This is a genomic window from Ruegeria sp. CDSA236 (assembly GCF_059611285.1).
The window spans coordinates 129,353-149,520 of the sequence record NZ_JBXWPG010000007.1; the positions used below are offsets into that span (position 1 = coordinate 129,353).

Genomic DNA, 20,168 nt, shown 5'->3' on the forward strand with positions numbered 1-20,168 from the left:
GGGCTACTGCGTTTGGATGGCATCCGCGATCAGCTTCACGCCCGGAGCGATGCGGTCGGGCGCGATGGATGAGTATCCGAGCCGGTAGAAGTTCTGTGGCCTATCCGGCCCTGCGAAAAACGGTGCACCAGGCTCGATGTGAACGCTTTGGTTTTGCAGGCTGCGCGCCAGCTGGGACATGTCGACATGTTCGGGAGCGGACATCCACATCGAAGATCCGCCCATCACACCGCGCCCCGCCACCGACAGCCCGTATTCGTCGATAGCCTTGTCCATTGCATCCCGCCGCTTGGACAGCTCTTTGGACATGCGCCTGATCTGAGCATCGTAATGTCCCAGAGACAGAAAATACGCTGCAGTGCGCTGAATGTGGCCCGGCGGGTGGCGCAGCACCAAAGAGCGCAGCGCGCGCGCCTCGCGGATAAATGGCTCGGATCCAACCATGTAACCAAGGCGCAATCCAGGGAACAGCGATTTTGAGAAGCTGCCCACATAGATGACACGTCCATCCCGGTCCATGGACTTCAGCGCGGGTGAGGGCGCCCCGAGAAACGCCATTTCGAATTCATAGTCATCCTCGACCACCATTGCGTCCAGATCCCGGGCACGATCCAAAAGTTGGCGGCGGCGGGTGATCGGCATTGTTGCGGTTGTCGGGCTCTGATGGCTGGGCGTGGTGAAGATGACATCCGTTTCATCGGGCAGCGCCTCGGGTGGCAGGCCATCCTTGTCCACGCCAATGGGTACGACTGCGCAGTCCCAATGGTTCAACAGGCTGCGCAGCGCATAGTAACAGGGGTCTTCGATGACGGCGGTGTGATTGTGAGTCAGCAGAATGCGCGACGCCAGCCAAAGTGCGTTCTGCGCCCCCAGTGTGATCAATATTTCTTCGGGGCGTGCCGAGATTCCACGGCGGGGCAGAGTGTGGCGGGCGATGAACTCGATCAGCAACGGATCGTCCTGATCGACATAGTCGCGGGTCAGCGATTCGAAATCCTTGTGCCCCAATGCCCGCACTGCACATAGCCGCCAGTTGGCATGATCGAACAGGGTTCGGTCCGCCTGACCATAGATAAAAGGATAGGTATAGTCCCGCCAATTCCAGGGCTTGGGCAACACATCCGAATCTACAAACCGGCGGGCCAGCGCCTTGTCCCAATCCACGGTCTCAGTGCCCCGTTGGATGGGCGTGTATTTAGGCGGTACTGGCGCATTTTCCGACACATAATACCCAGATCGGCCCCGGGCCGTCAGGTAGTCATTGGCCAACAGCTCGGTATAAGCCAATGTCACGGTGATCCGGCTGACACCCAGATGCGAGGCCAGTTTACGCGACGAGGGCAGTTTTTCTCCGACATGGAAACGGCCTGACAGGATACCTTCTGCAATCATTTGCTGAATCTGGGCCTGCAAGGTGCCTTGCCCATTCAGCTCTAGAAAGAACGTATCTACTGAAATCCCCATAAGACCTTATAGAGTGGCCTTATTGATTGAGCAATCTGGACTTACGTCCTTTTCACGAATTCTGATCAGAATTTGTTGACGGCGCCTTTCCATATCTCTATATAACTAGAAATCTAGTTTATTGGAGTTGTGGATATGTGGGAAACCGCTGCAGCAGGATTTTCGGCGATGGGGTCAGAGGCGCGACTGAAAGTCCTCAAGACACTCGTTCGCGCCGGAGAGGCCGGGCTGACCGTAGGTGAGATCCAAGAGAGGACCGGCATCGCCCCGTCGACGCTGGCCCATCACCTCCGGTTTCTTGCGGCCGGTGACGTTGTCGAACAGGAAAAGATCGGGCGCACCACGATCAACCGTGCCCGGTATGACCATCTCAGAAACCTCGCGCAGTTCATTCTGTCGGAATGTTGTGCGGACGAAACTGGAAAGGCGGCAAACGATGGCTGACCTTACTCAGAGCCCTCGGGCTCCGTTCAAAACCGTCTTCGACCTGATCAAAACCCCATGGGCGGTGATTGTCGCCATTCTGATCGCGGTGGCGATACTCGACCCAGGCAATCTTACCGAGGTGATAACATTTGCCGGTAAGGCACTGGCCCATACCGGCCAATATATTCTGTTTGCTGTGCTGCTGTTGTCATACCTCAAGGCCACCGGTGCCGAAGTCATGGTGGCCCGAGCCTTTGAAGGCCGCGAAACGCGGATGATCCTTTTGGCTGCCCTGTTTGGCGGGTTGGCCCCATTCTGTTCCTGCGAGGTCATCCCGTTCATTGCTGGTTTACTGGCGCTTGGGGCGCCACTGTCTGCGGTTATGGCGTTCTGGCTCAGCTCTCCGCTGATCGACCCGCCGACGCTATTGATTACGGCTGGCGCATTGGGATGGCCCTTTGCTATCGGAAAAGCCATAGCCGCAGTGGCACTTGGCCTGTTTGGCGGATTCGTCGTGCGCACCATGACGCGCAGCGGTGTGTTGACTCAACCTTTGCGGAACTACCAACCAGCTGGATGCGGCAGTTGTGGACCTAAGCAAGAGGACAAACCGGTTTGGAAATTCTGGCATGACCCTGCGCGCCGGAATAGATTTCGTAGCGAGTTTTTTCGGAACGGCCTGTTCTTGTTGAAATGGCTGGCGCTTGCCTATGTTCTCGAGGCGTTGCTGATCAATTATGTACCCGCTGATCTGATCGCACGCGCGGTCGGAGGAGACGGCGTGTTGCCCATAATCATCGCGGCACTTGTTGGGATGCCGGCCTATCTGAACTCATACGTCGCGCCGCCGCTATTGGCAGGTCTGATGGAGCAGGGGATGAGCGCCGGGGCAGCAATGTCCTTTATGATCGCGGGTGCGGTCAGCTCGATCCCGGCCATGGCTGCGGTATGGTCGCTGGTCAGGCCGAAAGTGTTTGCGACCTATCTGGGCCTGGGGATAGTCGGCGCAGTGATCGCAGGAATCATCTTTCAGATGATCTGAAGGAAAAACCGCCCGGTGTGGACACCGGGCGGTTTTGCTTTGTCAGCTTGCTTCGCAATAACGCGGAAGTTTGAAGCGATACCTTGGTTCGCCACTTTCCACATAGACCCGCTTTTCGACACAGGCGCTTTGGCCGACGGTCTGGGAAATCGGGGCCTCGGTCGAAGTGATCGACGTCGCGGACCCGTCGGGTAAACGTACCGAGGCAATCACCCCGTTCTTGAGGTCGCCGTTGATAGCGGTGGCGGACAGAACCGGGACGGTCATGAAGGCTTCGTGTTCATGCGTGCCGTCGTCGTTCAGCAACAGCAGGGCTGCGGCAACTGCGATAACGCCTACGACACCGAACACGAGCAGGCCCCAGGTTCTTAGGAAGGCATAGATTGTCACGGCGCGGTGTGGGCCAAAAATGGCAGACAGTATGTTCAGCATCAGAGTCTCGTCAAAAAAGCCCCGGCCAGTTTGACCGGGGCTGTCTGCGTATCAGAAACGCGGATCGCTTTCGTCTTCATCCTCGGCCTCGCCTTTGGGCAAGTTGAAGAAACTGTCGGCGTCGATGATCGGCTCTTCTTTCTCCTCGGGGGAGTCATCAGACAACGAGAAGGTCTCGAGACCCTCGATCGCCGTTGGAATTTTGGGCGCTGCGTCCATTTCCAGTGACTGCTCGGTCGAAACCAGCTTGCGGCGTTCATCATCGCTCATGACGCCACCTTCAGCAGCTTTCTTGGCGGCGGCTTTCTGCACGATTGCGTCCAGCTCGGACTGTTTACACAAGCCCAGAGCGACGGGGTCAATCGGTTGCATGTTCGAGATGTTCCAGTGCGTCCGTTCGCGGATCGACTGGATGGTCGGCTTGGTGGTGCCAACCAGCTTGGCAATCTGACCGTCGCTGAGTTCGGGGTGGAACTTGACCAGCCACAGGATCGAGTTCGGACGGTCCTGACGCTTGGACAGCGGGGTATAGCGCGGGCCACGACGTTTTTCCTCGCCACTGGCAGCGGGGTTGAACTTGAGCTTCAGCTTGTGCAGCGGGTTGCCCTGCGCCACGTCAATCTCTTCCTGCGTAAGCTGGTTGTTGGCGATCGGGTCGAACCCTTTGACGCCAGCGGCCACATCGCCATCGGCGATGCCCTGCACTTCCAACTCGTGCATTCCTACGAAATCCGCGATCTGCTTGAAGCTGATCGTTGTGTTGTCTACTAGCCATACGGCTGTTGCCTTGGCCATAAGCGGTTTTGCCATCAGCCCGTCTCCTATGCATACATCTTTCCCGTCGCCGGAATTCGGCGGCCCCGTGATCTTGGGGCAGGTTTCCGTTGTCGGGGAACTTGGGCTGTATATAGTCGCGGCAGGGCAAGAAGGGAAGAGGCGAATGCGCTGGCTGGTTCTATGGGTTTTTAGTGCAATGACGGCGCTGGCCGAGGGTGAAAAACCGGGCGCGTTCGACTACTATGTCCTGGCGCTGAGCTGGTCGCCGAACTGGTGCGCGCGCGAAGGCGACGCGCGTGGGTCGGATCAGTGTGATGTACGGCATGATCACGGCTGGATTCTACACGGGCTTTGGCCGCAATTCCATCAGGGCTGGCCATCTTATTGCCGCACGGCCGAGGCCTCGCCGACGCGGACTATGACCCGTGAAATGGAAGATATTCAAGGCAGTTCCGGCCTTGCCTGGCATCAATGGAAGAAGCACGGCACCTGCTCGGGCCTAAGCGCTTCGGACTATTACACCTTGTCGCGGCAGGCCTATGGGTCGGTCGAGCGTCCAAAGGTGTTCCGCCAGTTGGACACATCTGTAAAACTGCCCGCATCTGTCGTGGAAGAAGCGTTTCTAAAGGTCAATCCGGGGCTGGAGCGCGACATGATCACCGTCACCTGCAAACAAGGCTATATCGAAGAGGTGCGCCTGTGCCTGTCCCGCGATCTTGAACCGGTGCCTTGTGGCCGGGATGTGATCAAGGACTGCGCGGCCAAAGACGCGCTTTTTGATCCGATTCGATAGAGGGTTCGGATGGCAGTCGCGCTAACGAATGCGCGTCTTGAAAACACGGTCGCTTCCAGCGTGTCATAGCCCAGCCGCACGACCGGGAGGTCCTGATAGATCGACTGGATGAGGCACCCGTGTCCTAGCGCGGGGCCATCATGATGTTCCAGCCGTCGACAATGCCTTTGTCGGCGAGGTCCTGCACGAGCGCCGCGGTGGCAACAGTGAAGGTGGCGAGGGTGAGGGCGAGAAGGCGGGTCACTGATGCTCCCAGGACGAATAATTGAAAGGCTTTCATTGTCAGATTCTAGCCAACAGAGGCCAAAAAATCATCAGGAGGTAGAAAATTAGATTTGGGAGGTTTTGCTGCTTACTTAAGATGCACTCTCAGAGCTTTAGGACTTCGCATTTCTTGCCATCAACGCGAACGCGGTACTGAATCGCATCAGCTTCAATCTCAAAAATGTGAACAAGGTAGCCAAGGTAGAGTGTGTCTGGACTTTCCGATATTTGATCGCTTCTTGGCATCTGTTCCAAGCTTTCGTTGTCTCCAATATGCCTAACTCGATAACTCAGAAGCTCAATAGTTTTGGGCATACCGCCAATATCGTCCATCACCGCCTCTACAGCGAGGACAGACGCTCCGTGACGAGCGAGTAGCACCGGTCGACCAAAAAACTTCTTAATTTTCTTCGCAATTTCCCCCCAACTTTCAAGGTTCTCGTTTATGGGCTTCCCCAGAAAAAAGGCGCTCAGCAATAAAGTCCAAACCGGGACAGTGGAAGTTGCAATAATTGTCAAAAACGCTGGGATGTCGGCGCCCGGCCCAACGTTTGCCTCGATGAAGTCGGCAGAGAACTCGGTCTCGAGATCGCGCCTGTATCGTTCGCTTTCCTCCCAACTTTCTTCGGAATCTCCGTAAGTTTCATCAATCACAACTACGAAAATTTGTTGTTCGTCTTCTTTGGGCTGCATAAATACTATTCCAAAAAACTATTTCAGGAAAAGTCCTAAGAGAAGTCTAGGCGATGGACAAGGTGCGCTTACTTACCCAGCCTTTTTCAATTATTGAACTTATACTTCCTTCCGCGCCCTCAGCGCCGCCGTAATTGTCCCGTCATCCAGATAGTCCAACTCGCCGCCAATCGGCACACCCTGCGCCAGCGACGTCAGGCGCACCTGTCCCTCCAACTGATCGGCGATGTAATGAGCGGTGGTCTGGCCGTCGACGGTGGCGTTCAGAGCCAGAATGACCTCGGTGATCCCCTCTGCGGTGACCCGGTCCTTGAGGCGGGGGATGCGCAGCTCATCCGGGCCTATCCCGTCCAGCGCCGACAAGGTGCCGCCCAGCACGTGATAGCGGCCTTTGAAAACTGCGGCGCGTTCCATCGCCCAAAGGTCGGCGACGTCTTCGACGACGCACAGCTCTCCGGTCGCGCGGACTTCGCTATCGCAGATATCACAGATGTCCGAGGTGCCTACATTGCCGCAATTCAGGCACTCACGGGCAGTGATGGCAACCTGTTGCATTGCGTCCGCAAGCGGTGTCAGCAGAAGGGCGCGTTTGCGGATCAGATGCAGCACTGCGCGACGGGCCGAACGTGGGCCGAGGCCCGGCAGTTTGGCCATCAGGTCGATCAGATTGTCGATATCGCTGTTCGAACTCACCGCGCTTGCTCCTGCATAAGGGCCGGGCAGTTGGGCCCGGCCGGTATTTCGTCAGGAGTGCCTATCAGAACGGCAGCTTGATGTCTGCGGGCAGGCCCATACCTTCGGTCAGCTTAGCCATCTCAGCCTGCGACCGTTCAGCGGCCTTGGCCTGAGCATCTTTGATGGCGGCCAGGATCAGATCTTCGACCACTTCCTTGTCGTCGCCGTTAAAGATTGACGGGTCGATATCGAGACCTTTCAGCTCTCCCTTGGCCGTGGCTGTTGCCTTGACCAGCCCTGCACCGGATTCGCCGACAACCATGATGGTATTCAGCTCTTCCTGCATATCCGTCATCTTGGTCTGTAGATCCTGCGCGGATTTCATCATCTTGGCCATGTCACCCAGGCCGCCGAGTCCTTTGAGCATCGGTATTCTCCTAATATCCGGTTTGACGCCTAAATACGGGCGCGGTCGGCGCGGCACAAGGGCCGAGCTGGCTCCCGCCCGTCGTCAAGGCCTTTCCTCCCGTTGGGCCCGGGAGGCTTCCAGTTGGGTCAGATGGGACGGTTTCAGTCTTCCTCGAACGGGTCCCATTCGTCTTCGACCTCGGGCAGCGCCTCGGTTTCCACTTTGGCGGCACGTTCTTCCGGTGTTTCAATCCGCTTTATGCGTGCCTTCGGAAATTGCATGAGCACCGCCTGAACCAACGGGTGTTTCTCAGCCTCTGCTTTCAACGCCAGCTCGGCGGCGTCTCGAATCTCGGCGATGGTCGCAACCTCACCATCGGCCACAATCGACACAGCCCAGCGGTTGCCAGTCCATCGTTGCAGCGACGAACCCAGTCTCGCTGCCAGATCTGTGGGTGCGTTCTGTGTCGGGGTGAATTCGATCCGCCCCGGTTGGTAAGAAACCAGCCGCACCCCGTTTTCGACCTCGACCAGAAGTTTCACATCCCGATTGGTGCGGATCAATTCAACCACGTGGTCAAAACTCGGATACCGTGCCAGCGCCGATTGGATATCATGAGCCAGAGCGGCCGAAGGCGCGCCGGCGGGGCTGCTAGTTGCGGACACGTAAGAAGATGATGCCGCTTGTACCGGAGCCTGAGAGGGCACGGCCATACCACCGCCAGGACCGCCATTCGGAGGCGGTGGCGGGTTGTCCTGCAGGCGCTTGATCAGCTCTTCGGGGCTGGGCAAGTCGGCAACATGGGTCAGGCGGATAACGGCCATTTCAGCAGCCATCATGGCATTTGGCGCGGCCGATACCTCTTCCAGCGCTTTCAGCAACATCTGCCACATCCGGGTCAAAACGCGCATTGGCAGGGCCTCGGCCATTTGCTGACCACGAGCACGTTCATCGGGGGAAACCGTCGGGTCCTCGGCTGCGTCTGGCGTGATCTTCACAACCGAAACCCAGTGCGTGATTTCGGCCAGATCGCGCAGCACGGATAGCGGATCGGCCCCTTCGGCATATTGCCCGCCCAATTCAGTCAGCGCGTTTGCTGCATCCCCTCGCAGGATCATTTCCATCAAGTCCAATACCCGGCCTCGGTCGGCCAGACCCAGCATCGCGCGCACCTGATCGGCGCTGGTTTCACCGGCCCCATGGCTGATTGCCTGATCCAGCAGCGAAGTTGCGTCGCGCGCCGACCCTTCGGCCGCGCGGGTGATCAGTGCCAGGGCATCATCCGCGATCTGTGCCTTCTCAGCCGCTGCGATCTTATTGAGCAGGCCAATCATGTCCTCGGGTTCGATCCGGCGCAGGTCAAATCGTTGGCACCGCGACAGAACAGTCACCGGGACTTTGCGGATTTCGGTCGTGGCAAAGATGAACTTCACATGCGCAGGAGGTTCTTCCAACGTCTTGAGCAGCGCGTTGAACGCGCTGGTCGAAAGCATGTGAACCTCGTCGATGATGTAGATCTTATAGCGCGCACTGGCGGCGCGGTATCGGACCGAGTCGATGATTTCGCGGATATCATTCACGCCGGTTCGGCTGGCGGCGTCCATTTCCATCACGTCGACATGGCGACCTTCCATGATGGCGACGCAATGTTCGCACTGGCCGCAAGGCTCGGTCGTGGGCTTGCCTTGCCCATCAGGACCGATGCAGTTCATGCCCTTGGCGATGATCCGGGCCGTGGTTGTCTTACCGGTGCCGCGGATGCCGGTCATGATGAAGGCTTGTGCAATCCGGTCGGCCTCGAACGCGTTTTTCAGCGTGCGCACCATTGCGTTCTGACCGACGAGGTCAGCAAAAGTTTCCGGGCGGTATTTCCGCGCGAGAACCTGATAGGCGGGGCTGGGCGTGTCGGTCATGTCTGCTCTGTTGGATTCGTGTCAGGTTTGCAGCGTAGAGACCCCCGCCGTCCGCGTCCACCGCGCGCGAAAAGGAATTTCGTTTTGGCAAGTTGTATCAGAGCCGGTAAATCATGAGGGGCTTTAGCCCCATGTGGTGATGCAGGAAAAGGAGCTGTGTTGGAGAGTTTTGCAATTCACCCTCTTGGATTGGGCAAAGGGCAGATCGCTCTGTGCCCACTGCCGGGTGTCACGGGCGATTATGCTGGGGATTTCGCAGTAATCCGGGATTGGGCGCCGGACCTGGTCATCTCGATGACTACTCTGGATGAGTTCCAGCATTCCGGCGCGCGTTCATTCGAGGCGGACCTGCAGTGCGAACGGGTTGCCTGGGTCCACCTTCCGGTCTCCGATTTCGGCGCCCCCACGCCTGAGGTTGAGGCGCTTTGGCCGCAAGCCAGCGCAGCCGTCCGACATGTCCTTGCCAGTGGCGGCAAGGTGCTGGTGCATTGCCGCGGTGGGTGCGGACGCTCGGGGATGGTTGTGATGCGGCTAATGGTGGAATGCGGCGAAGCGCCTGACCAAGCGCTTCGGCGGTTGCGTGCGGTTCGGCCCTGCGCGGTGGAAACCGACGCGCAAAAGGACTGGGCCGGGTTGCCGGCCCGAACCCTTCCTTGAATCAGGCAGACACTTGATACGGAATACTGTCGCTGCGCGGCGGCAGGGTCGAAACGTCGAGCATCGCACAGGGTGGTTCTGACAGAAAACCAGCGGATTTCTGGGTGAACTCCGGCCCGAACATCATGTCGCCATAGGCGTCCAGCTTTTCTGTCGGCGTGTCTGTGCTGGTGCCGCAATAGACCCTGATCTGTTCTGATTGGGCCCGAAAACGGGCCGTGCAGCCTTCGGTGCAATGGGTCAGATCGCTGGTACCTTCGACCTCGAATGTTTTGGATGTCGCAGGCCTTGCCGTCGCCATCGCCTCGGCCATGGCGCGTGCCATTCGGGCAAGGGCGGGGCAGGGTTTCCCGGTCCTCTGACAGACGGTTGCGGTGAATTCATGTGTCTTTGTCTTCCAGATCATAATGCGCCCTCCGCGCGCAGGACGAAGGGTGAGGATCAGGTGTGACAGCGCGCTGACGACCTGCCCGGACACCCCGCCCGAGTTTCGGTTTCGATACGATGGCAGGTCTCCTGACTTGCGGGTCGTCGCTTTGCCGACCTTCCCAGCCCTGGGGCCAGTGGTATTTCGGCATTGCTCACCGCTTACAGTTGCGGGGGCAGTCGCGGAGTTGGCCCTTTCCGGCATCGCCGGGGCAGACCGCACCGTGTTCCCTTTTCATCCCGCCCCATTTCCGGGGCAAGAACCATCACCACATCGCTAGCGGCTATGCAGACCCCGAGTCAAGCCACCTGTTGGGGTGCAAACCGGACGTTTGGTCATCTTGATGAAATCTTGACTCTGGTGGCCGAAATCGGGCCGATTGTTGAGTGAACCGAGTAGTTCAGAATTTGTCGGAGGCGCCATGCTTGATACCACGCCCTGCGTCCAGACTAAGGACTTTGACTTTGACTTTGCCTCAGGCTCTGCCAGCCTGTCGGCACGGCTGTATCTGCCTGCAACCGAGCCGAAGATCGCCGTGGTGATTCACAGCGCAACTGCAGTGCCGCGCGAATATTACCAGCATTTTGCCCGTTGGCTGGCCGCCGAACAGGGTATTGCCTGTTTGACCTATGACTACAGCGATTTCGGGCATTCGCTGCGCGACAAACTCAAAACCTCCGAGGTGACCATGGCGGATTGGGCCTTGGTCGACATGCCCGCCGCACGGGCTGAGATGCGCAGGCGGTTCCCGGACGCTTTGCAGTGGAGCATCGGTCATTCCCTTGGCGGCTTGCTGGGGCCGGTGCAGCCAGACATTGATCAGATCGACCGGATGATCTGTGTATGTTCGGGGCTGGTTACTCTGTCCGACCATCCCTGGCCCTATCGCGGGCTGGCGTGGATGTTCTGGCATGTGCATGGGCGTCTGGCAGTGAATGCGCTGGGCTATCTGCCGGGCAAAGCGGTGGGGATCGGTGCCGATTTGCCTGGTCCGGTCTATTGGCAATGGCGTAGCTGGTGCACGGCGCCGCAGAATTATGTGCCGCAGATCGGTGACGCTCTGCCCGAAGCGAGATGGGCGCAATCGAATACGCCGGTGGACCTGTTCACCTTCGAGGACGACCAGATGGTGCCGCCAGACGCTGTCTGGCGGCTTGCCGATCTGTATGGACCAAAGGCGCGGCGGCATCTGCTGTCTCCGAAAGAGATCGGAGTGCCCGAGATCGGTCATATCGGTGCCTTTGCCCGCAGAAATCAGGCGCTTTGGCCCCGGTTGATTGCCTGAAGACGCGCTTTTCCGTCCCCGTTAGGGTCTGTTGCGAGACTTTTTGTCATGCATGACAGACCGCACCATTTTACCAAAGGCTTTGTCGCGCGCCCGGGATTGCGCAAGGGTTTCAGAGTTCCTCTGATCCTCGCGCCGCAGCTTGTTCCAGCGTTCCAGCCGGTCCGGCGAGAGCAGGCCATCGGCAATCGCCTCTTGCACGGCGCAACCGGGTTCGGCCTGATGCTGGCAATCTGAAAACCGGCAGGTCGCAGCCAATTCCAGAAGGTCTGAGAAAACCTCATCCACGCCGTCTTGGGCATCCATCAAACGCAGGGCGCGCATTCCTGGCGTATCAATCAGCCACCCCCCGTTTCGCATCGGGTGAAGCGCACGATGGGTCGTGGTGTGGCGACCCCGTGCGTCATCCTCGCGGATCCCCGCCGTTGTCCCGGCCTGACCAGTCATGGCGTTCGCCAATGTGGTTTTGCCGACACCGGATGAGCCGACCAAAGCAGCAGTTTGCCCGGCAGGGCACCAGGACAGGATCGGATCAATCTCTGACGCCTCCAGCGCGTTGACGGTTAGAACGGTCAGAAACCGAGCCAGCGAACTGGCCTGACTGGCATAGCTCTCTGGGTCAGGGCAGCTGTCGGCCTTGGTCAGGACAACAACCGGATAGCACCCGGCCTGATGCGCCAGCGCCAGATAACGCTCTAGCCGTGCCAGATTGAAATCGGCATTGCAGGAACTGACGATATACAGCACGTCCACATTCGCCGCGATCAGCTGAACCTGCGCACCGGTGCCTGCGGCCCGGCGTTGCAAGAGGCTTTTGCGCTCCAAAAGATGCCGAATGCGGTTTTGATCATCCGCAAGGACCCAATCGCCAACCGCAAATTCGCCGGTTGATCGGTCAGGGGTCAGATCAGATGTGCCGCCAAGCGCATTCAGGCCGATCAGGCGATCACGATGGACGGCGTTGATGCGATGCGGTGTGCAGGTAGGGTTCACAGCATGTTGGGCTGCAAAATGAGAGGACCATCCCAGGTCCGAAAGTGTTTTGGACATTGTTCTGCCTGTGTTCAGATACAGGAAACCATCAGGGTGGCAGGCGCGCACCCATCGGTAACGTGTTCAGGCAAGAGCGGGGGTTAGTCCCGGAAACGCTCTGCCCGAAGGGTCATTGCTACAATCATAAAGTCCCTCCTGCGGCAGTCGTTGCGCGTAAGTGAGAGGTTGGACATCGACCCAAGCGGGGCTCGTTGTGGCTGCTTCCTTCCGGATCTGACCAGGTTGGCGAGGCGCTCGCCCGCGCCAACCTCTCGAGGGTGGATATAGGCAGTTGGCCGGAAAAACACAACCCGTCAGAAGGTCAGAAGAATCCGTAAAAAGCCATTTTCGTCGGTTCCAAGGACTTGTGGATCAAATTCCTGAATGTCCTGCAGATGTCGGTGGGCATTTGGACCGGTGCGTAAGATCGCTTGCGTACCAGTGTTACTGGTGATCCTGAAGGGTTCCTGGGCCTCTTCCAGCGGATCGCTGACCAAGGTGCCTGACAGATAATCCAGCAGGGCTTGCTGGACCGGCAGGATGGGCATGTCGATACGTTGCGCATTACCCGCAAATGGGAAATGCCCGCCCCCGCTGGCGCGATAATTGTTAAGCGCGACGGCAAATTGCTGATCCGGTGCAATGGGGGTGGCACCGACCAGAACCTCTGAAACGCGCCGGTTTTCGGCGTTGATCAAGGTGCCCATATCGTCGAAACGCGGAGGTTGTGTCAGATCAATTATGCAGGACAGCCCGTATAGCACATCAAAGTTGTGACCCACCCGATTTTCGCAAATAAGTTCGGATGCAGATCCGGTCGAAATCTGGTTGAAAACAGCTGCGGACATCTCAAGCCAGTCCACGATTTGGTCACCGGATACAATGACACCCTGCAATTCGTTTGGAAAAACATGCAGGTCAACCACGTTACGCAGGAATATCTCGCCAGGCTTAACATCCGTATAGAATCGCGGCCCGGCCCGACCGCCGAATTTCGAAGGTGAAACCGCCGATAAAATCGGAATATCTGCCAGGTCGGTTTCGGACATACACAGACGTAACGCGGCAGCCTGGGCGGCGGCGACCAGCCTCAGCCCACGGTCCTCGGTGCAAAAGCTGAAATAGCTGTGCAGATGGTGCGGGGTGCGGCCGACCGGCTGGCCCGCTCGCCTGCGGGTTTCGGCATGACCAGAGGAAAAGAGATGCAACAATTCCGGATCTTCGGGCGCCAGTGATACGATTTCGTCGGGACGCCCCGCAGATATCGGTCGCAGCGCCGCCCGGGCTTCGCCAACGGTCCAGCCGCCGCGCTCTGCCGAGTGAAGTTTCAGGTCGACCACCCCCAGATGCGATCCGGCCGTTCCGGGTAAGACAACTGGTTTGCCATGCACCAGAGTGTTTTCAGAGCCGGCCTTGGCGGGATAGGTCAAATGGGAATGGCCAGCAATTATTGCGTCGATACCTTCGATTTCGGCCAGCGGAATAATCGCGTTTTCCATATTCTGTTGTGACGTGTCCGGTCCGAAACCGGTATGGGCCAACGCGATGATCAGGTCGCAATTTTCGTCTTGGAGCTTTCTGACTTTGTTTGCCGCACAAGTCAGGATGTCCTGAGTGGTAAGGGTGTCGTGCAGCTTGTGCGCCTCCCATTGTGCTGTCTGAGGGGGGAGGACCGAAAATACACCAATCTTCAGGGCCATAGGTGTCGGCGCGCCAGGGATCTCTTTGTGCAAAATGACATGATCTTGCCAGATCTGTGGTCCATTCGTGCGCAAGGCATTGCTGCTGAGCACAGGGCAGGGGGCGTCAGAGATAACGTGCTGTAAGAATTGAAGCCCGAATCCGAAGTCGTGGTTTCCCAGGCCAATCGCGTCATATCCCAGGCTGCCGAAGGCCTGCATCAGGATGTGCGGCGCATTGGCGGGATCGGCAGCCCAATCCCCCAACGGTGTACCCTGCAGAGCGTCTCCGTTGTCGAAGAGCAAGACGATATCTCCGTCTGCCTCAGCCTCGTTCCGCGCCTGCCGGATCAGGCTGGCCGTTCGGGTCAATCCGATCGTAGGTTCGTCTTGATCCGCGTAATAATCAAAACTGCACAGGTTCATGTGCAGATCGGTGGTCGCCAAAATCCGGATACCTACAGACTGATCAGACAAATGCGAAATTGTTTTCAATACTCTACTTTTGGCAGTTTTATGAATAACAACTTCAACAAAAAGCATAGTAAGTGCAAATTTTTTTATGCACTTGCGGTAATTTGACGGGATCGCCTCGGTTTTCGGTCGTGGAATTGTCGTTGCAACACCGAAGCTGTCATGGCAGCCCTGTGCAGGCGAACCAGAGGAACTTAAATGAAGAACGCGGAACAGGTAACGTTTGGTGGATCAGGGCTGGATCGTGCCGCACATCTTCGTGGAGACGTCGACGCGATGGCAGCAGCGCGAGCACATCCGAAAGCGAAATGCCTGTTGCTGTGGCGCGGAAAGCTGCTGGTTCAAGGAGAGGCCCTTGATCAACTCTGCTTGTTACCTGTCTTGCACGAGCTGATCGCAAATGGTCCCGGTGGGATCGTCCCAGCGCCAGTATTGCTTGGTCTCTCGGATGAGGTTCCGGTTTTTGCCTTTGATATATCCGATTGGATGCCCGAGGGCGTTGACCTGTCCGAGCTTGGAGCATTCTTCGACCGATCAGAGCAACAGCACCCGGATTTGCCTGAAGGTCAGGTTTTTGTCGAATTGCGCCGCATCATGGCGCGCCTTTCCCCACGTGATGCCGAACTTTCGGCTTCCGCCAAGGCGGTCATCGCCTGGCATGAAACCCATAGGTTTTGCGCTCGTTGCGGCGCCGCCAGCGATATGGCGCAAGCAGGATGGCAACGCAGTTGCCCGTCGTGTGGGGGGCAGCATTTCCCACGCACCGACCCGGTGGTCATCATGTTGATCACATATAGGAATTCGGTGCTGATGGGGCGATCCCCGGGATGGCCTGAAGGGATGTATTCGCTACTGGCCGGATTTGTCGAACCCGGAGAAACGCTGGAAGCGGCGGTGCGCAGAGAGGTGATGGAAGAGGCCGGTGTCCCCGTCGGGCAAGTAACCTATCTTTCCAGCCAGCCCTGGCCCTTTCCGGCGTCACTGATGTTTGGCTGTGCAGGCGAGGCATTGTCGCAAGAAATCACTATAGACCCGGTTGAAATCGAAGACGCGATATGGGTGAATAAGGCTGAAATGATGCAGGTCTTTGCTGGGGAACATCCCAGCCTTCTGCCAGCGCGCAAAGGCGCGATTGCGCATTTTCTGCTGCAAAACTGGCTTGCAGATACGCTCGACTGACAAAATACTGGGCGAATAGGCAAGAGAACGATAACCCACCATGCAATTCTCCGCACGTGAAGATATTCAGGCCCCTGTCAACGCCGTGTTCGAAATGTTTGCGGATTTCGAACGGTTCGAGCGGATGGCAATGCGCCGCGGGATCGAGGTCCGGCGTTTGTCAGGGCATATGGGCGTTGTGCCCGGTACATCCTGGGAGACCGAGTTCCGTATGCGCGGAAAGCCCCGGCGCGTGGAAATCAATATGGCCGAATGTGATCCACCGACCCATATGCGGTTCGAGGCGGCAAGCAAGGGAATGAATGGCTCAACCAGGGTCGAGTTTCTGGCCCTGTCGCAACGTAGAACCCGGCTGACCGTGGATATGTCGCTATCGGCCAAATCCCTGCCTGCACGGCTGTTGCTGCAATCGCTCAGATTGGGTCAGTCGCGGTTCCGGCGACAGTTTCAGGCCCGCCTCAGCGAATTCGCGCGGGAAATGGAAGAACGTCATCTGCACGGTTCTTGAGAATTCCGAGACAAGAGGCCCTGAATGTCTGATGTGATATTGCGCAGCGCTGTTGTGGATGACGCCAAAGGTATTTCCGAGGTCCTGCAAGAGATCGTGACCGCCGGTAAGCGCACCAAACCCAGCGATGAGGGTTTTGCCAAAGAGCATTACATCAGCCACCACGGCAGCATCCAATGCACCGTGGCGGTGCAGGGTTCACAGGTATTGGGCTTTCAGGCGCTGAAACTGGCCGTCGACGGAAACCCTTATGGCGTAACAGCCGGTTGGGGCATCATCGGAACACATATACGTCCATCAGCCGCGCGCATGGGGGTCGGGCGGGCCCTATTTCAGGAAACGCTGCTGGCGGCCCGCGCCGCAGGTCTGCCTGCAATAGACGCGACCATTGGCGCGCAAAATGCCGAAGGCCTGGCCTATTACGCGGCCATGGGATTTGTCGATTACCGCTCACATGAAGGGGCGATGTGCAAGAAATACCGGCTGGGTTGAGCTAGCCGCGCGGCTGGACTGCCGGATAGACGCCCAGAATCTCGACATTGGTGGTAAAATGTTCCAGCTCTTCCAGGGCCAGTTGCACATTGCGATCGTCCGGGTGCCCGACAATATCCGCATAGAACTGAGTGGCCGTGAACGACCCGTCGACCATATAGCTTTCCAGCTTGGTCATGTTGACACCATTGGTGGCGAACCCGCCCATCGCCTTATACAGCGCGGCCGGGATGTTGCGGACCTGAAACACAAAGCTGGTGATCATCCCATGCGCCCCGCGCCGCGACAGGTCCGCATCGCGTGACATGATCAAAAAACGCGTGGTGTTGTCGTCGCTGTCCTCGATATGGCGGGCAAGGACGTTCAGGTTATAGATCTCTCCGGCCAACTCGCTGGCCAGCGCGGCAGAATGCAGTTCGGCAGCCTCGGAAACCTCGCGCGCGGCGCGGGCATTGTCCGGGCTGACGCGTCCGTGAATGCCGTGCTGCTTCAGGAACCCAGCGCATTGTGGCAGCAGTACCAGATGCGAATGCGCTTCGGTGATGTCGCTCAGCTTGGCACCGGGGACGGCCAACAAATTGATGTGTACGCGAACAAAAGCTTCGTCGATGATATGCAACCCGCTATGGGGCAGCAGGCGGTGAATATCGGCCACCCGCCCATAGGTCGTGTTTTCGACCGGAAGCATCGCCAGGTCTGCTTTGCCGGACCGAACTGATTCGATCACATCCTCAAATGTGCGGCAGGGCAGGGCCTCCATATCGGGACGAGCGTTTCGGCATGCCTCGTGGCTATAGGCACCGGGTTCTCCCTGAAATGCGATACGTTTTGTCATTTGGTCGATTCCGTGCAACAAGTTCCAGAATTGGGCGTTTAGTCGCGGTGTCTATACCTTGCCTCTTGTAAGGGGAAGCCTTAGACACCCCGCAGACAGCTGAAATGGACTCGCGATCAATGTTCGACACGATGACAGTTACCAAGGCCGCAGCAGGCCTGTTTGGCACCTTCCTGGTGCTGCTTCTGGCCAAATGGGCCGCAGAAGAGCTTTACCACGCCGATGCCCATGGCGAGACGGCTTCGTACATCATCGAAACCGAAAGCGCAGGCGAAAGCGCCAACGGTGAAGAGGTAGTATTTGAAGAGCTTCTGGCCGCCGCCGACGTTGAAAAAGGCGCCAAAGTTTTCCGCAAGTGTACCGCGTGTCACAAGCTGGAAGACGGTGCAAACGGCACAGGCCCCTATCTGTATGGTGTCGTTGACCGCCCTGTCGCAACGGCCAGCGGTTTTACCGGCTATTCGCCACCGATGCAGGCCCATGGCGGCAACTGGACACCCGAAGCACTGGATGCCTTCCTGACCAAGCCAAGCAGCTATATCTCGGGCACATCCATGAGTTTTGCTGGCCTGAAAAAACCGCAGGACCGTGCCGATCTGATTGCCTATCTGCAGACAATCGGCAACTGATGCCAGACCGGCACATCTGAAATTCAAAGCCGCTGCCCCGTGCAGCGGCTTTTTTTGTATGAAGAAACCTTCACAATGCGCTCACGCATTCTAAACTTGAATCAGTCAACGCTGGACCTTTAGCTTCGTTCAGGCGCAAGACTATAAGAAGTGACGCAACAGGGGATGAGCCAAATGGAATCCAACCGACAGATTGTTCAGGCACGTGCATTGGATTTCAGAGGTTGGTTGACCATACCGATTACCGGCTTTTTGCTGCTTGCGCTCATGACCTCTCAACTGTTTGCCGAAGAGACCATCATCAAAAGCCACGGATTCTCGGAATTTGGCGATTTGAAATACCCTGAAGGGTTTGCCCATTTCGACTATGTAAATCCTGATGCGCCGCGCGGCGGAGAGTTGTCTTATGCAGCACAAGGGACATTTGACAGTTTCAACCCCTACACGCGGCAGGGCCGCGCGGGTGCGCGTTCTGCGGATCAGTATGAATCCCTCATGGTCGCGTCCTATGATGAAACGGCCACTTACTACGGTCTGCTGGCAGAAAGCCTTGAATACCCGGAAAGTCAGGATTGGGTCATCTTCAACATGCGACCTGAGGCACGGTTTTCCGATGGAACCCCGGTGACTGCCGAAGATGTTGTGTTTTCGCATAATCTGCTGCTGGAACAGGGGTTAAAATCCTATGCCGACGCCGTCCGCGAGATGATTCCGCGTGCCGAAGCGCTGGATGATCATCGGGTTAAATTCTACTTCGCACCGGATATCCCGCGCCGTGGCCTAATAAGTCAGGTTGCCGGGACATCTGTGTTTTCCAAGGCCTGGTTTGAGGCAGACCCCGAAAACCGGCGGCTCGACAAATCCCGGCTTGAGCCGGGTATCGGATCCGGACCTTATGTTTTGGACAGCTATGACATCAACCGGCGCATCGTCTACAAGCGCAACCCGGACTATTGGGGCGACCACGTTAATGTGAATGTTGGCCGCAACAACTATGGCTCCATCCGGATCGAATATTTCGCGGACTCGATTGCTGCGATGGAAGGGTTCAAGGCGGGCACGTTCACACTGCGCCAGGAAAACAACTCGAAAAGCTGGGCAACGGCCTATGATTTTCCTGCCATAGCAAACGGAACAGTGGTTCGGGTAGAGCTGGAAGACGGGGATGTCCCCAACGCTTCGGGCTTTGTCATGAACCTGGACCGACCGCAATTTCAGGATCCCAAGGTGCGCGAAGCCGTCCAGTTAGGATTCAACTTCGAATGGACGAATGAAAGCTTGCAATATGGCCTGTTTCAGCAGCGCGACTCATTCTGGCAGGGAACTCACCTAGAGGCGACGGGGCTGCCCGAGGGGCGAGAACTGGAGGTTCTGCAAAGCCTCGGCGATGCGCTGGACCCTGCGGTACTGACCGACCTACCGGTCGTTGCCCATGAATCCCGCGCCGAGCGTCAGAATGATCGTCGCAATCTGCGCGCCGCGATGAAGCTGCTGGATGAGGCCGGTTGGCAGGTGGGCGAAGACGGTATCCGCCGCAATCAAAACGGTGAAGTACTGGCCATAGAATTTCTGTCAGACCAGCCGACTCTTGATCGTATCATCCAGCCATTTGTCGCTAACCTGAGGACGATGGGCATAGATGCGACCTACAATCGTGTGGACAATGCGCAATTCACCCTGCGCCGCCGTGACCGGGATTTCGACATGATTTTCGGCGGGTACCCAAGTTCGCTGCAACCTTCGACGGGACTGTACCAGCAATTCGGAACCGAGGCGGCCTCGTATTCCGTATTCAACCCGTCTGGTGCGTATGGCCCGGATATTGAACCGTTGATCGACAACATCGTGGCAGCGACCAACAGCGAAGAGTTGTTTGCCAATGTTCGCGCCCTGGACCGTGTTCTGCGGGCCAAGCGGATCATGGTGCCCACTTGGTATTTGGGCAAATACTGGGTTGCCTATTGGGACATGTATGAATACCCGGAAAACCTGCCGCCTTATTCATTGGGAGTCGAAGACCTGTGGTGGATCAACGCCGAGCAGGAAGCCCAGTTGAAATCCTCCGGCGCCTTGAGGTAATCCG

General features: G+C 57.6%; 21 protein-coding genes, 1 other RNA gene and 1 riboswitch. Of the genes, 10 read left to right on the top strand and 12 right to left on the bottom strand.

Annotated elements, in window-relative coordinates; genetic code table 11:
* Positions 1 to 3: 3 nt before the first annotated feature.
* Entirely contained in the window at positions 4 to 1,464 is a 1,461-nt protein-coding gene (gene pdxR, locus AC2FLB_RS13115) for a MocR-like pyridoxine biosynthesis transcription factor PdxR (protein WP_282021956.1), read from the bottom strand.
* A 135-nt stretch (positions 1,465 to 1,599) separates the two neighbouring features.
* Between pdxR and AC2FLB_RS13120 the strand changes: the two genes are divergently transcribed.
* Positions 1,600 to 1,908 (top strand): ArsR/SmtB family transcription factor, encoded by a 309-nt coding sequence (locus tag AC2FLB_RS13120; protein WP_142637001.1) that lies wholly within the window; start codon positions 1,600 to 1,602, stop codon positions 1,906 to 1,908.
* Entirely contained in the window at positions 1,901 to 2,932 is a 1,032-nt protein-coding gene (locus tag AC2FLB_RS13125) for a permease (RefSeq protein WP_496692487.1), read from the top strand. Before AC2FLB_RS13120 ends, AC2FLB_RS13125 begins: the two co-directional genes overlap by 8 nt.
* A 42-nt stretch (positions 2,933 to 2,974) precedes the next feature.
* Here the strand turns inward: AC2FLB_RS13125 and AC2FLB_RS13130 are convergent, their stop codons facing one another.
* Both AC2FLB_RS13130 and AC2FLB_RS13135 read right to left on the bottom strand, forming a co-directional pair.
* Positions 2,975 to 3,364 carry a hypothetical protein gene (locus AC2FLB_RS13130; RefSeq protein WP_142636997.1) on the bottom strand — a complete coding sequence of 130 codons (390 nt, stop codon included), beginning with the start codon at positions 3,362 to 3,364 and terminating at the stop codon, positions 2,975 to 2,977.
* Between the two features lie 51 nt (positions 3,365 to 3,415).
* Complete coding sequence (locus AC2FLB_RS13135; protein ID WP_142636995.1) at positions 3,416 to 4,174, bottom strand: DUF1013 domain-containing protein; 759 nt, start codon at positions 4,172 to 4,174, stop codon at positions 3,416 to 3,418.
* A 130-nt stretch (positions 4,175 to 4,304) separates the two neighbouring features.
* Here AC2FLB_RS13135 and AC2FLB_RS13140 point away from each other — a divergent pair, with 130 nt between their 5' ends.
* On the top strand, positions 4,305 to 4,934 hold the full coding sequence (locus AC2FLB_RS13140) for a ribonuclease T2 family protein (protein WP_496692574.1): 630 nt from the start codon (positions 4,305 to 4,307) through the stop codon (positions 4,932 to 4,934).
* A gap of 369 nt (positions 4,935 to 5,303) precedes the next feature.
* Here the strand turns inward: AC2FLB_RS13140 and AC2FLB_RS13145 are convergent, their stop codons facing one another.
* The 4 genes from AC2FLB_RS13145 to AC2FLB_RS13160 all read right to left on the bottom strand — a co-directional run bounded on the left by AC2FLB_RS13145 (position 5,304) and on the right by AC2FLB_RS13160 (position 8,888).
* Positions 5,304 to 5,891 carry a hypothetical protein gene (locus tag AC2FLB_RS13145; RefSeq protein ID WP_496692486.1) on the bottom strand — a complete coding sequence of 196 codons (588 nt, stop codon included), beginning with the start codon at positions 5,889 to 5,891 and terminating at the stop codon, positions 5,304 to 5,306.
* Positions 5,892 to 5,990: 99 nt separating this feature from the next.
* Positions 5,991 to 6,584, bottom strand: a complete 594-nt coding sequence (gene recR, locus AC2FLB_RS13150; RefSeq protein ID WP_496692485.1) for a recombination mediator RecR — start codon at positions 6,582 to 6,584, stop codon at positions 5,991 to 5,993.
* A gap of 64 nt (positions 6,585 to 6,648) precedes the next feature.
* Positions 6,649 to 6,993 carry a YbaB/EbfC family nucleoid-associated protein gene (locus AC2FLB_RS13155; RefSeq protein WP_496692484.1) on the bottom strand — a complete coding sequence of 115 codons (345 nt, stop codon included), beginning with the start codon at positions 6,991 to 6,993 and terminating at the stop codon, positions 6,649 to 6,651.
* Between the two features lie 143 nt (positions 6,994 to 7,136).
* A complete protein-coding gene (locus AC2FLB_RS13160; protein WP_496697659.1) occupies positions 7,137 to 8,888 on the bottom strand; it encodes a DNA polymerase III subunit gamma/tau in 1,752 nt (583 codons plus the stop codon).
* Between the two features lie 156 nt (positions 8,889 to 9,044).
* On the opposite strand from AC2FLB_RS13160, the gene AC2FLB_RS13165 reads away from it, so the two are divergent.
* Positions 9,045 to 9,545 carry a protein-tyrosine phosphatase family protein gene (locus AC2FLB_RS13165; RefSeq protein WP_496709401.1) on the top strand — a complete coding sequence of 167 codons (501 nt, stop codon included), beginning with the start codon at positions 9,045 to 9,047 and terminating at the stop codon, positions 9,543 to 9,545.
* Between the two features lies 1 nt (position 9,546).
* Here AC2FLB_RS13165 and AC2FLB_RS13170 read toward each other — a convergent pair whose 3' ends face one another.
* Positions 9,547 to 9,951 (bottom strand): hypothetical protein, encoded by a 405-nt coding sequence (locus AC2FLB_RS13170; protein ID WP_496709402.1) that lies wholly within the window; start codon positions 9,949 to 9,951, stop codon positions 9,547 to 9,549.
* Positions 9,952 to 10,034: 83 nt separating this feature from the next.
* A riboswitch (cobalamin riboswitch) is annotated at positions 10,035 to 10,254 on the bottom strand.
* Between the two features lie 139 nt (positions 10,255 to 10,393).
* Here AC2FLB_RS13170 and AC2FLB_RS13175 point away from each other — a divergent pair.
* Positions 10,394 to 11,257, top strand: a complete 864-nt coding sequence (locus AC2FLB_RS13175; protein WP_496709403.1) for an alpha/beta hydrolase family protein — start codon at positions 10,394 to 10,396, stop codon at positions 11,255 to 11,257.
* A gap of 21 nt (positions 11,258 to 11,278) precedes the next feature.
* Here the strand turns inward: AC2FLB_RS13175 and rsgA are convergent, their stop codons facing one another.
* The 3 genes from rsgA to AC2FLB_RS13190 all read right to left on the bottom strand — a co-directional run bounded on the left by rsgA (position 11,279) and on the right by AC2FLB_RS13190 (position 14,445).
* Positions 11,279 to 12,307: a ribosome small subunit-dependent GTPase A gene (gene rsgA / locus AC2FLB_RS13180; RefSeq protein ID WP_496709404.1), complete on the bottom strand. Its 1,029-nt coding sequence runs from the start codon at positions 12,305 to 12,307 to the stop codon at positions 11,279 to 11,281.
* A 158-nt stretch (positions 12,308 to 12,465) separates the two neighbouring features.
* An RNA gene (ffs, locus tag AC2FLB_RS13185) (signal recognition particle sRNA small type) lies at positions 12,466 to 12,564 on the bottom strand.
* Between the two features lie 39 nt (positions 12,565 to 12,603).
* Complete coding sequence (locus tag AC2FLB_RS13190; protein ID WP_496709405.1) at positions 12,604 to 14,445, bottom strand: 5'-nucleotidase C-terminal domain-containing protein; 1,842 nt, start codon at positions 14,443 to 14,445, stop codon at positions 12,604 to 12,606.
* A 195-nt stretch (positions 14,446 to 14,640) separates the two neighbouring features.
* Between AC2FLB_RS13190 and nudC the strand changes: the two genes are divergently transcribed.
* From nudC to AC2FLB_RS13205, 3 genes are read left to right on the top strand one after another with little or no spacing between them, the layout of a single operon-like run.
* Entirely contained in the window at positions 14,641 to 15,621 is a 981-nt protein-coding gene (gene nudC / locus AC2FLB_RS13195; RefSeq protein WP_142636972.1) for an NAD(+) diphosphatase, read from the top strand.
* Between the two features lie 40 nt (positions 15,622 to 15,661).
* Positions 15,662 to 16,129 carry an SRPBCC family protein gene (locus AC2FLB_RS13200; RefSeq protein ID WP_142636970.1) on the top strand — a complete coding sequence of 156 codons (468 nt, stop codon included), beginning with the start codon at positions 15,662 to 15,664 and terminating at the stop codon, positions 16,127 to 16,129.
* Positions 16,130 to 16,153: 24 nt separating this feature from the next.
* Entirely contained in the window at positions 16,154 to 16,621 is a 468-nt protein-coding gene (locus tag AC2FLB_RS13205; RefSeq protein WP_496702638.1) for a GNAT family N-acetyltransferase, read from the top strand.
* Between the two features lies 1 nt (position 16,622).
* Here the strand turns inward: AC2FLB_RS13205 and AC2FLB_RS13210 are convergent, their stop codons facing one another.
* Positions 16,623 to 17,456 carry a prephenate dehydratase gene (locus tag AC2FLB_RS13210; protein ID WP_271949791.1) on the bottom strand — a complete coding sequence of 278 codons (834 nt, stop codon included), beginning with the start codon at positions 17,454 to 17,456 and terminating at the stop codon, positions 16,623 to 16,625.
* A gap of 119 nt (positions 17,457 to 17,575) precedes the next feature.
* On the opposite strand from AC2FLB_RS13210, the gene AC2FLB_RS13215 reads away from it, so the two are divergent.
* Together AC2FLB_RS13215 and AC2FLB_RS13220 are read left to right on the top strand one after the other, a co-directional pair.
* Positions 17,576 to 18,085, top strand: a complete 510-nt coding sequence (locus AC2FLB_RS13215; RefSeq protein ID WP_281973121.1) for a c-type cytochrome — start codon at positions 17,576 to 17,578, stop codon at positions 18,083 to 18,085.
* Between the two features lie 174 nt (positions 18,086 to 18,259).
* Entirely contained in the window at positions 18,260 to 20,164 is a 1,905-nt protein-coding gene (locus AC2FLB_RS13220; protein WP_496709406.1) for an extracellular solute-binding protein, read from the top strand.
* Positions 20,165 to 20,168 lie beyond the last annotated feature (4 nt).

Excerpts from the sequence above, each read along its gene's own strand:
- pdxR (WP_282021956.1), bottom strand. The coding sequence starts at position 1,464 with ATGGGGATTTCAGTAGATACGTTCTTTCTAGAGCTGAATGGGCAAGGC.
- AC2FLB_RS13120 (WP_142637001.1), top strand. The coding sequence starts at position 1,600 with ATGTGGGAAACCGCTGCAGCAGGATTTTCGGCGATGGGGTCAGAGGCG.
- AC2FLB_RS13125 (WP_496692487.1), top strand. The coding sequence starts at position 1,901 with ATGGCTGACCTTACTCAGAGCCCTCGGGCTCCGTTCAAAACCGTCTTC.
- AC2FLB_RS13130 (WP_142636997.1), bottom strand. The coding sequence starts at position 3,364 with ATGCTGAACATACTGTCTGCCATTTTTGGCCCACACCGCGCCGTGACA.
- AC2FLB_RS13135 (WP_142636995.1), bottom strand. The coding sequence starts at position 4,174 with ATGGCAAAACCGCTTATGGCCAAGGCAACAGCCGTATGGCTAGTAGAC.
- AC2FLB_RS13140 (WP_496692574.1), top strand. The coding sequence starts at position 4,305 with ATGCGCTGGCTGGTTCTATGGGTTTTTAGTGCAATGACGGCGCTGGCC.
- AC2FLB_RS13145 (WP_496692486.1), bottom strand. The coding sequence starts at position 5,891 with ATGCAGCCCAAAGAAGACGAACAACAAATTTTCGTAGTTGTGATTGAT.
- AC2FLB_RS13155 (WP_496692484.1), bottom strand. The coding sequence starts at position 6,993 with ATGCTCAAAGGACTCGGCGGCCTGGGTGACATGGCCAAGATGATGAAA.
- AC2FLB_RS13160 (WP_496697659.1), bottom strand. The coding sequence starts at position 8,888 with ATGACCGACACGCCCAGCCCCGCCTATCAGGTTCTCGCGCGGAAATAC.
- AC2FLB_RS13170 (WP_496709402.1), bottom strand. The coding sequence starts at position 9,951 with ATGATCTGGAAGACAAAGACACATGAATTCACCGCAACCGTCTGTCAG.
- AC2FLB_RS13175 (WP_496709403.1), top strand. The coding sequence starts at position 10,394 with ATGCTTGATACCACGCCCTGCGTCCAGACTAAGGACTTTGACTTTGAC.
- rsgA (WP_496709404.1), bottom strand. The coding sequence starts at position 12,307 with ATGTCCAAAACACTTTCGGACCTGGGATGGTCCTCTCATTTTGCAGCC.
- nudC (WP_142636972.1), top strand. The coding sequence starts at position 14,641 with ATGAAGAACGCGGAACAGGTAACGTTTGGTGGATCAGGGCTGGATCGT.
- AC2FLB_RS13200 (WP_142636970.1), top strand. The coding sequence starts at position 15,662 with ATGCAATTCTCCGCACGTGAAGATATTCAGGCCCCTGTCAACGCCGTG.
- AC2FLB_RS13205 (WP_496702638.1), top strand. The coding sequence starts at position 16,154 with ATGTCTGATGTGATATTGCGCAGCGCTGTTGTGGATGACGCCAAAGGT.
- AC2FLB_RS13210 (WP_271949791.1), bottom strand. The coding sequence starts at position 17,456 with ATGACAAAACGTATCGCATTTCAGGGAGAACCCGGTGCCTATAGCCAC.
- AC2FLB_RS13215 (WP_281973121.1), top strand. The coding sequence starts at position 17,576 with ATGTTCGACACGATGACAGTTACCAAGGCCGCAGCAGGCCTGTTTGGC.
- AC2FLB_RS13220 (WP_496709406.1), top strand. The coding sequence starts at position 18,260 with ATGGAATCCAACCGACAGATTGTTCAGGCACGTGCATTGGATTTCAGA.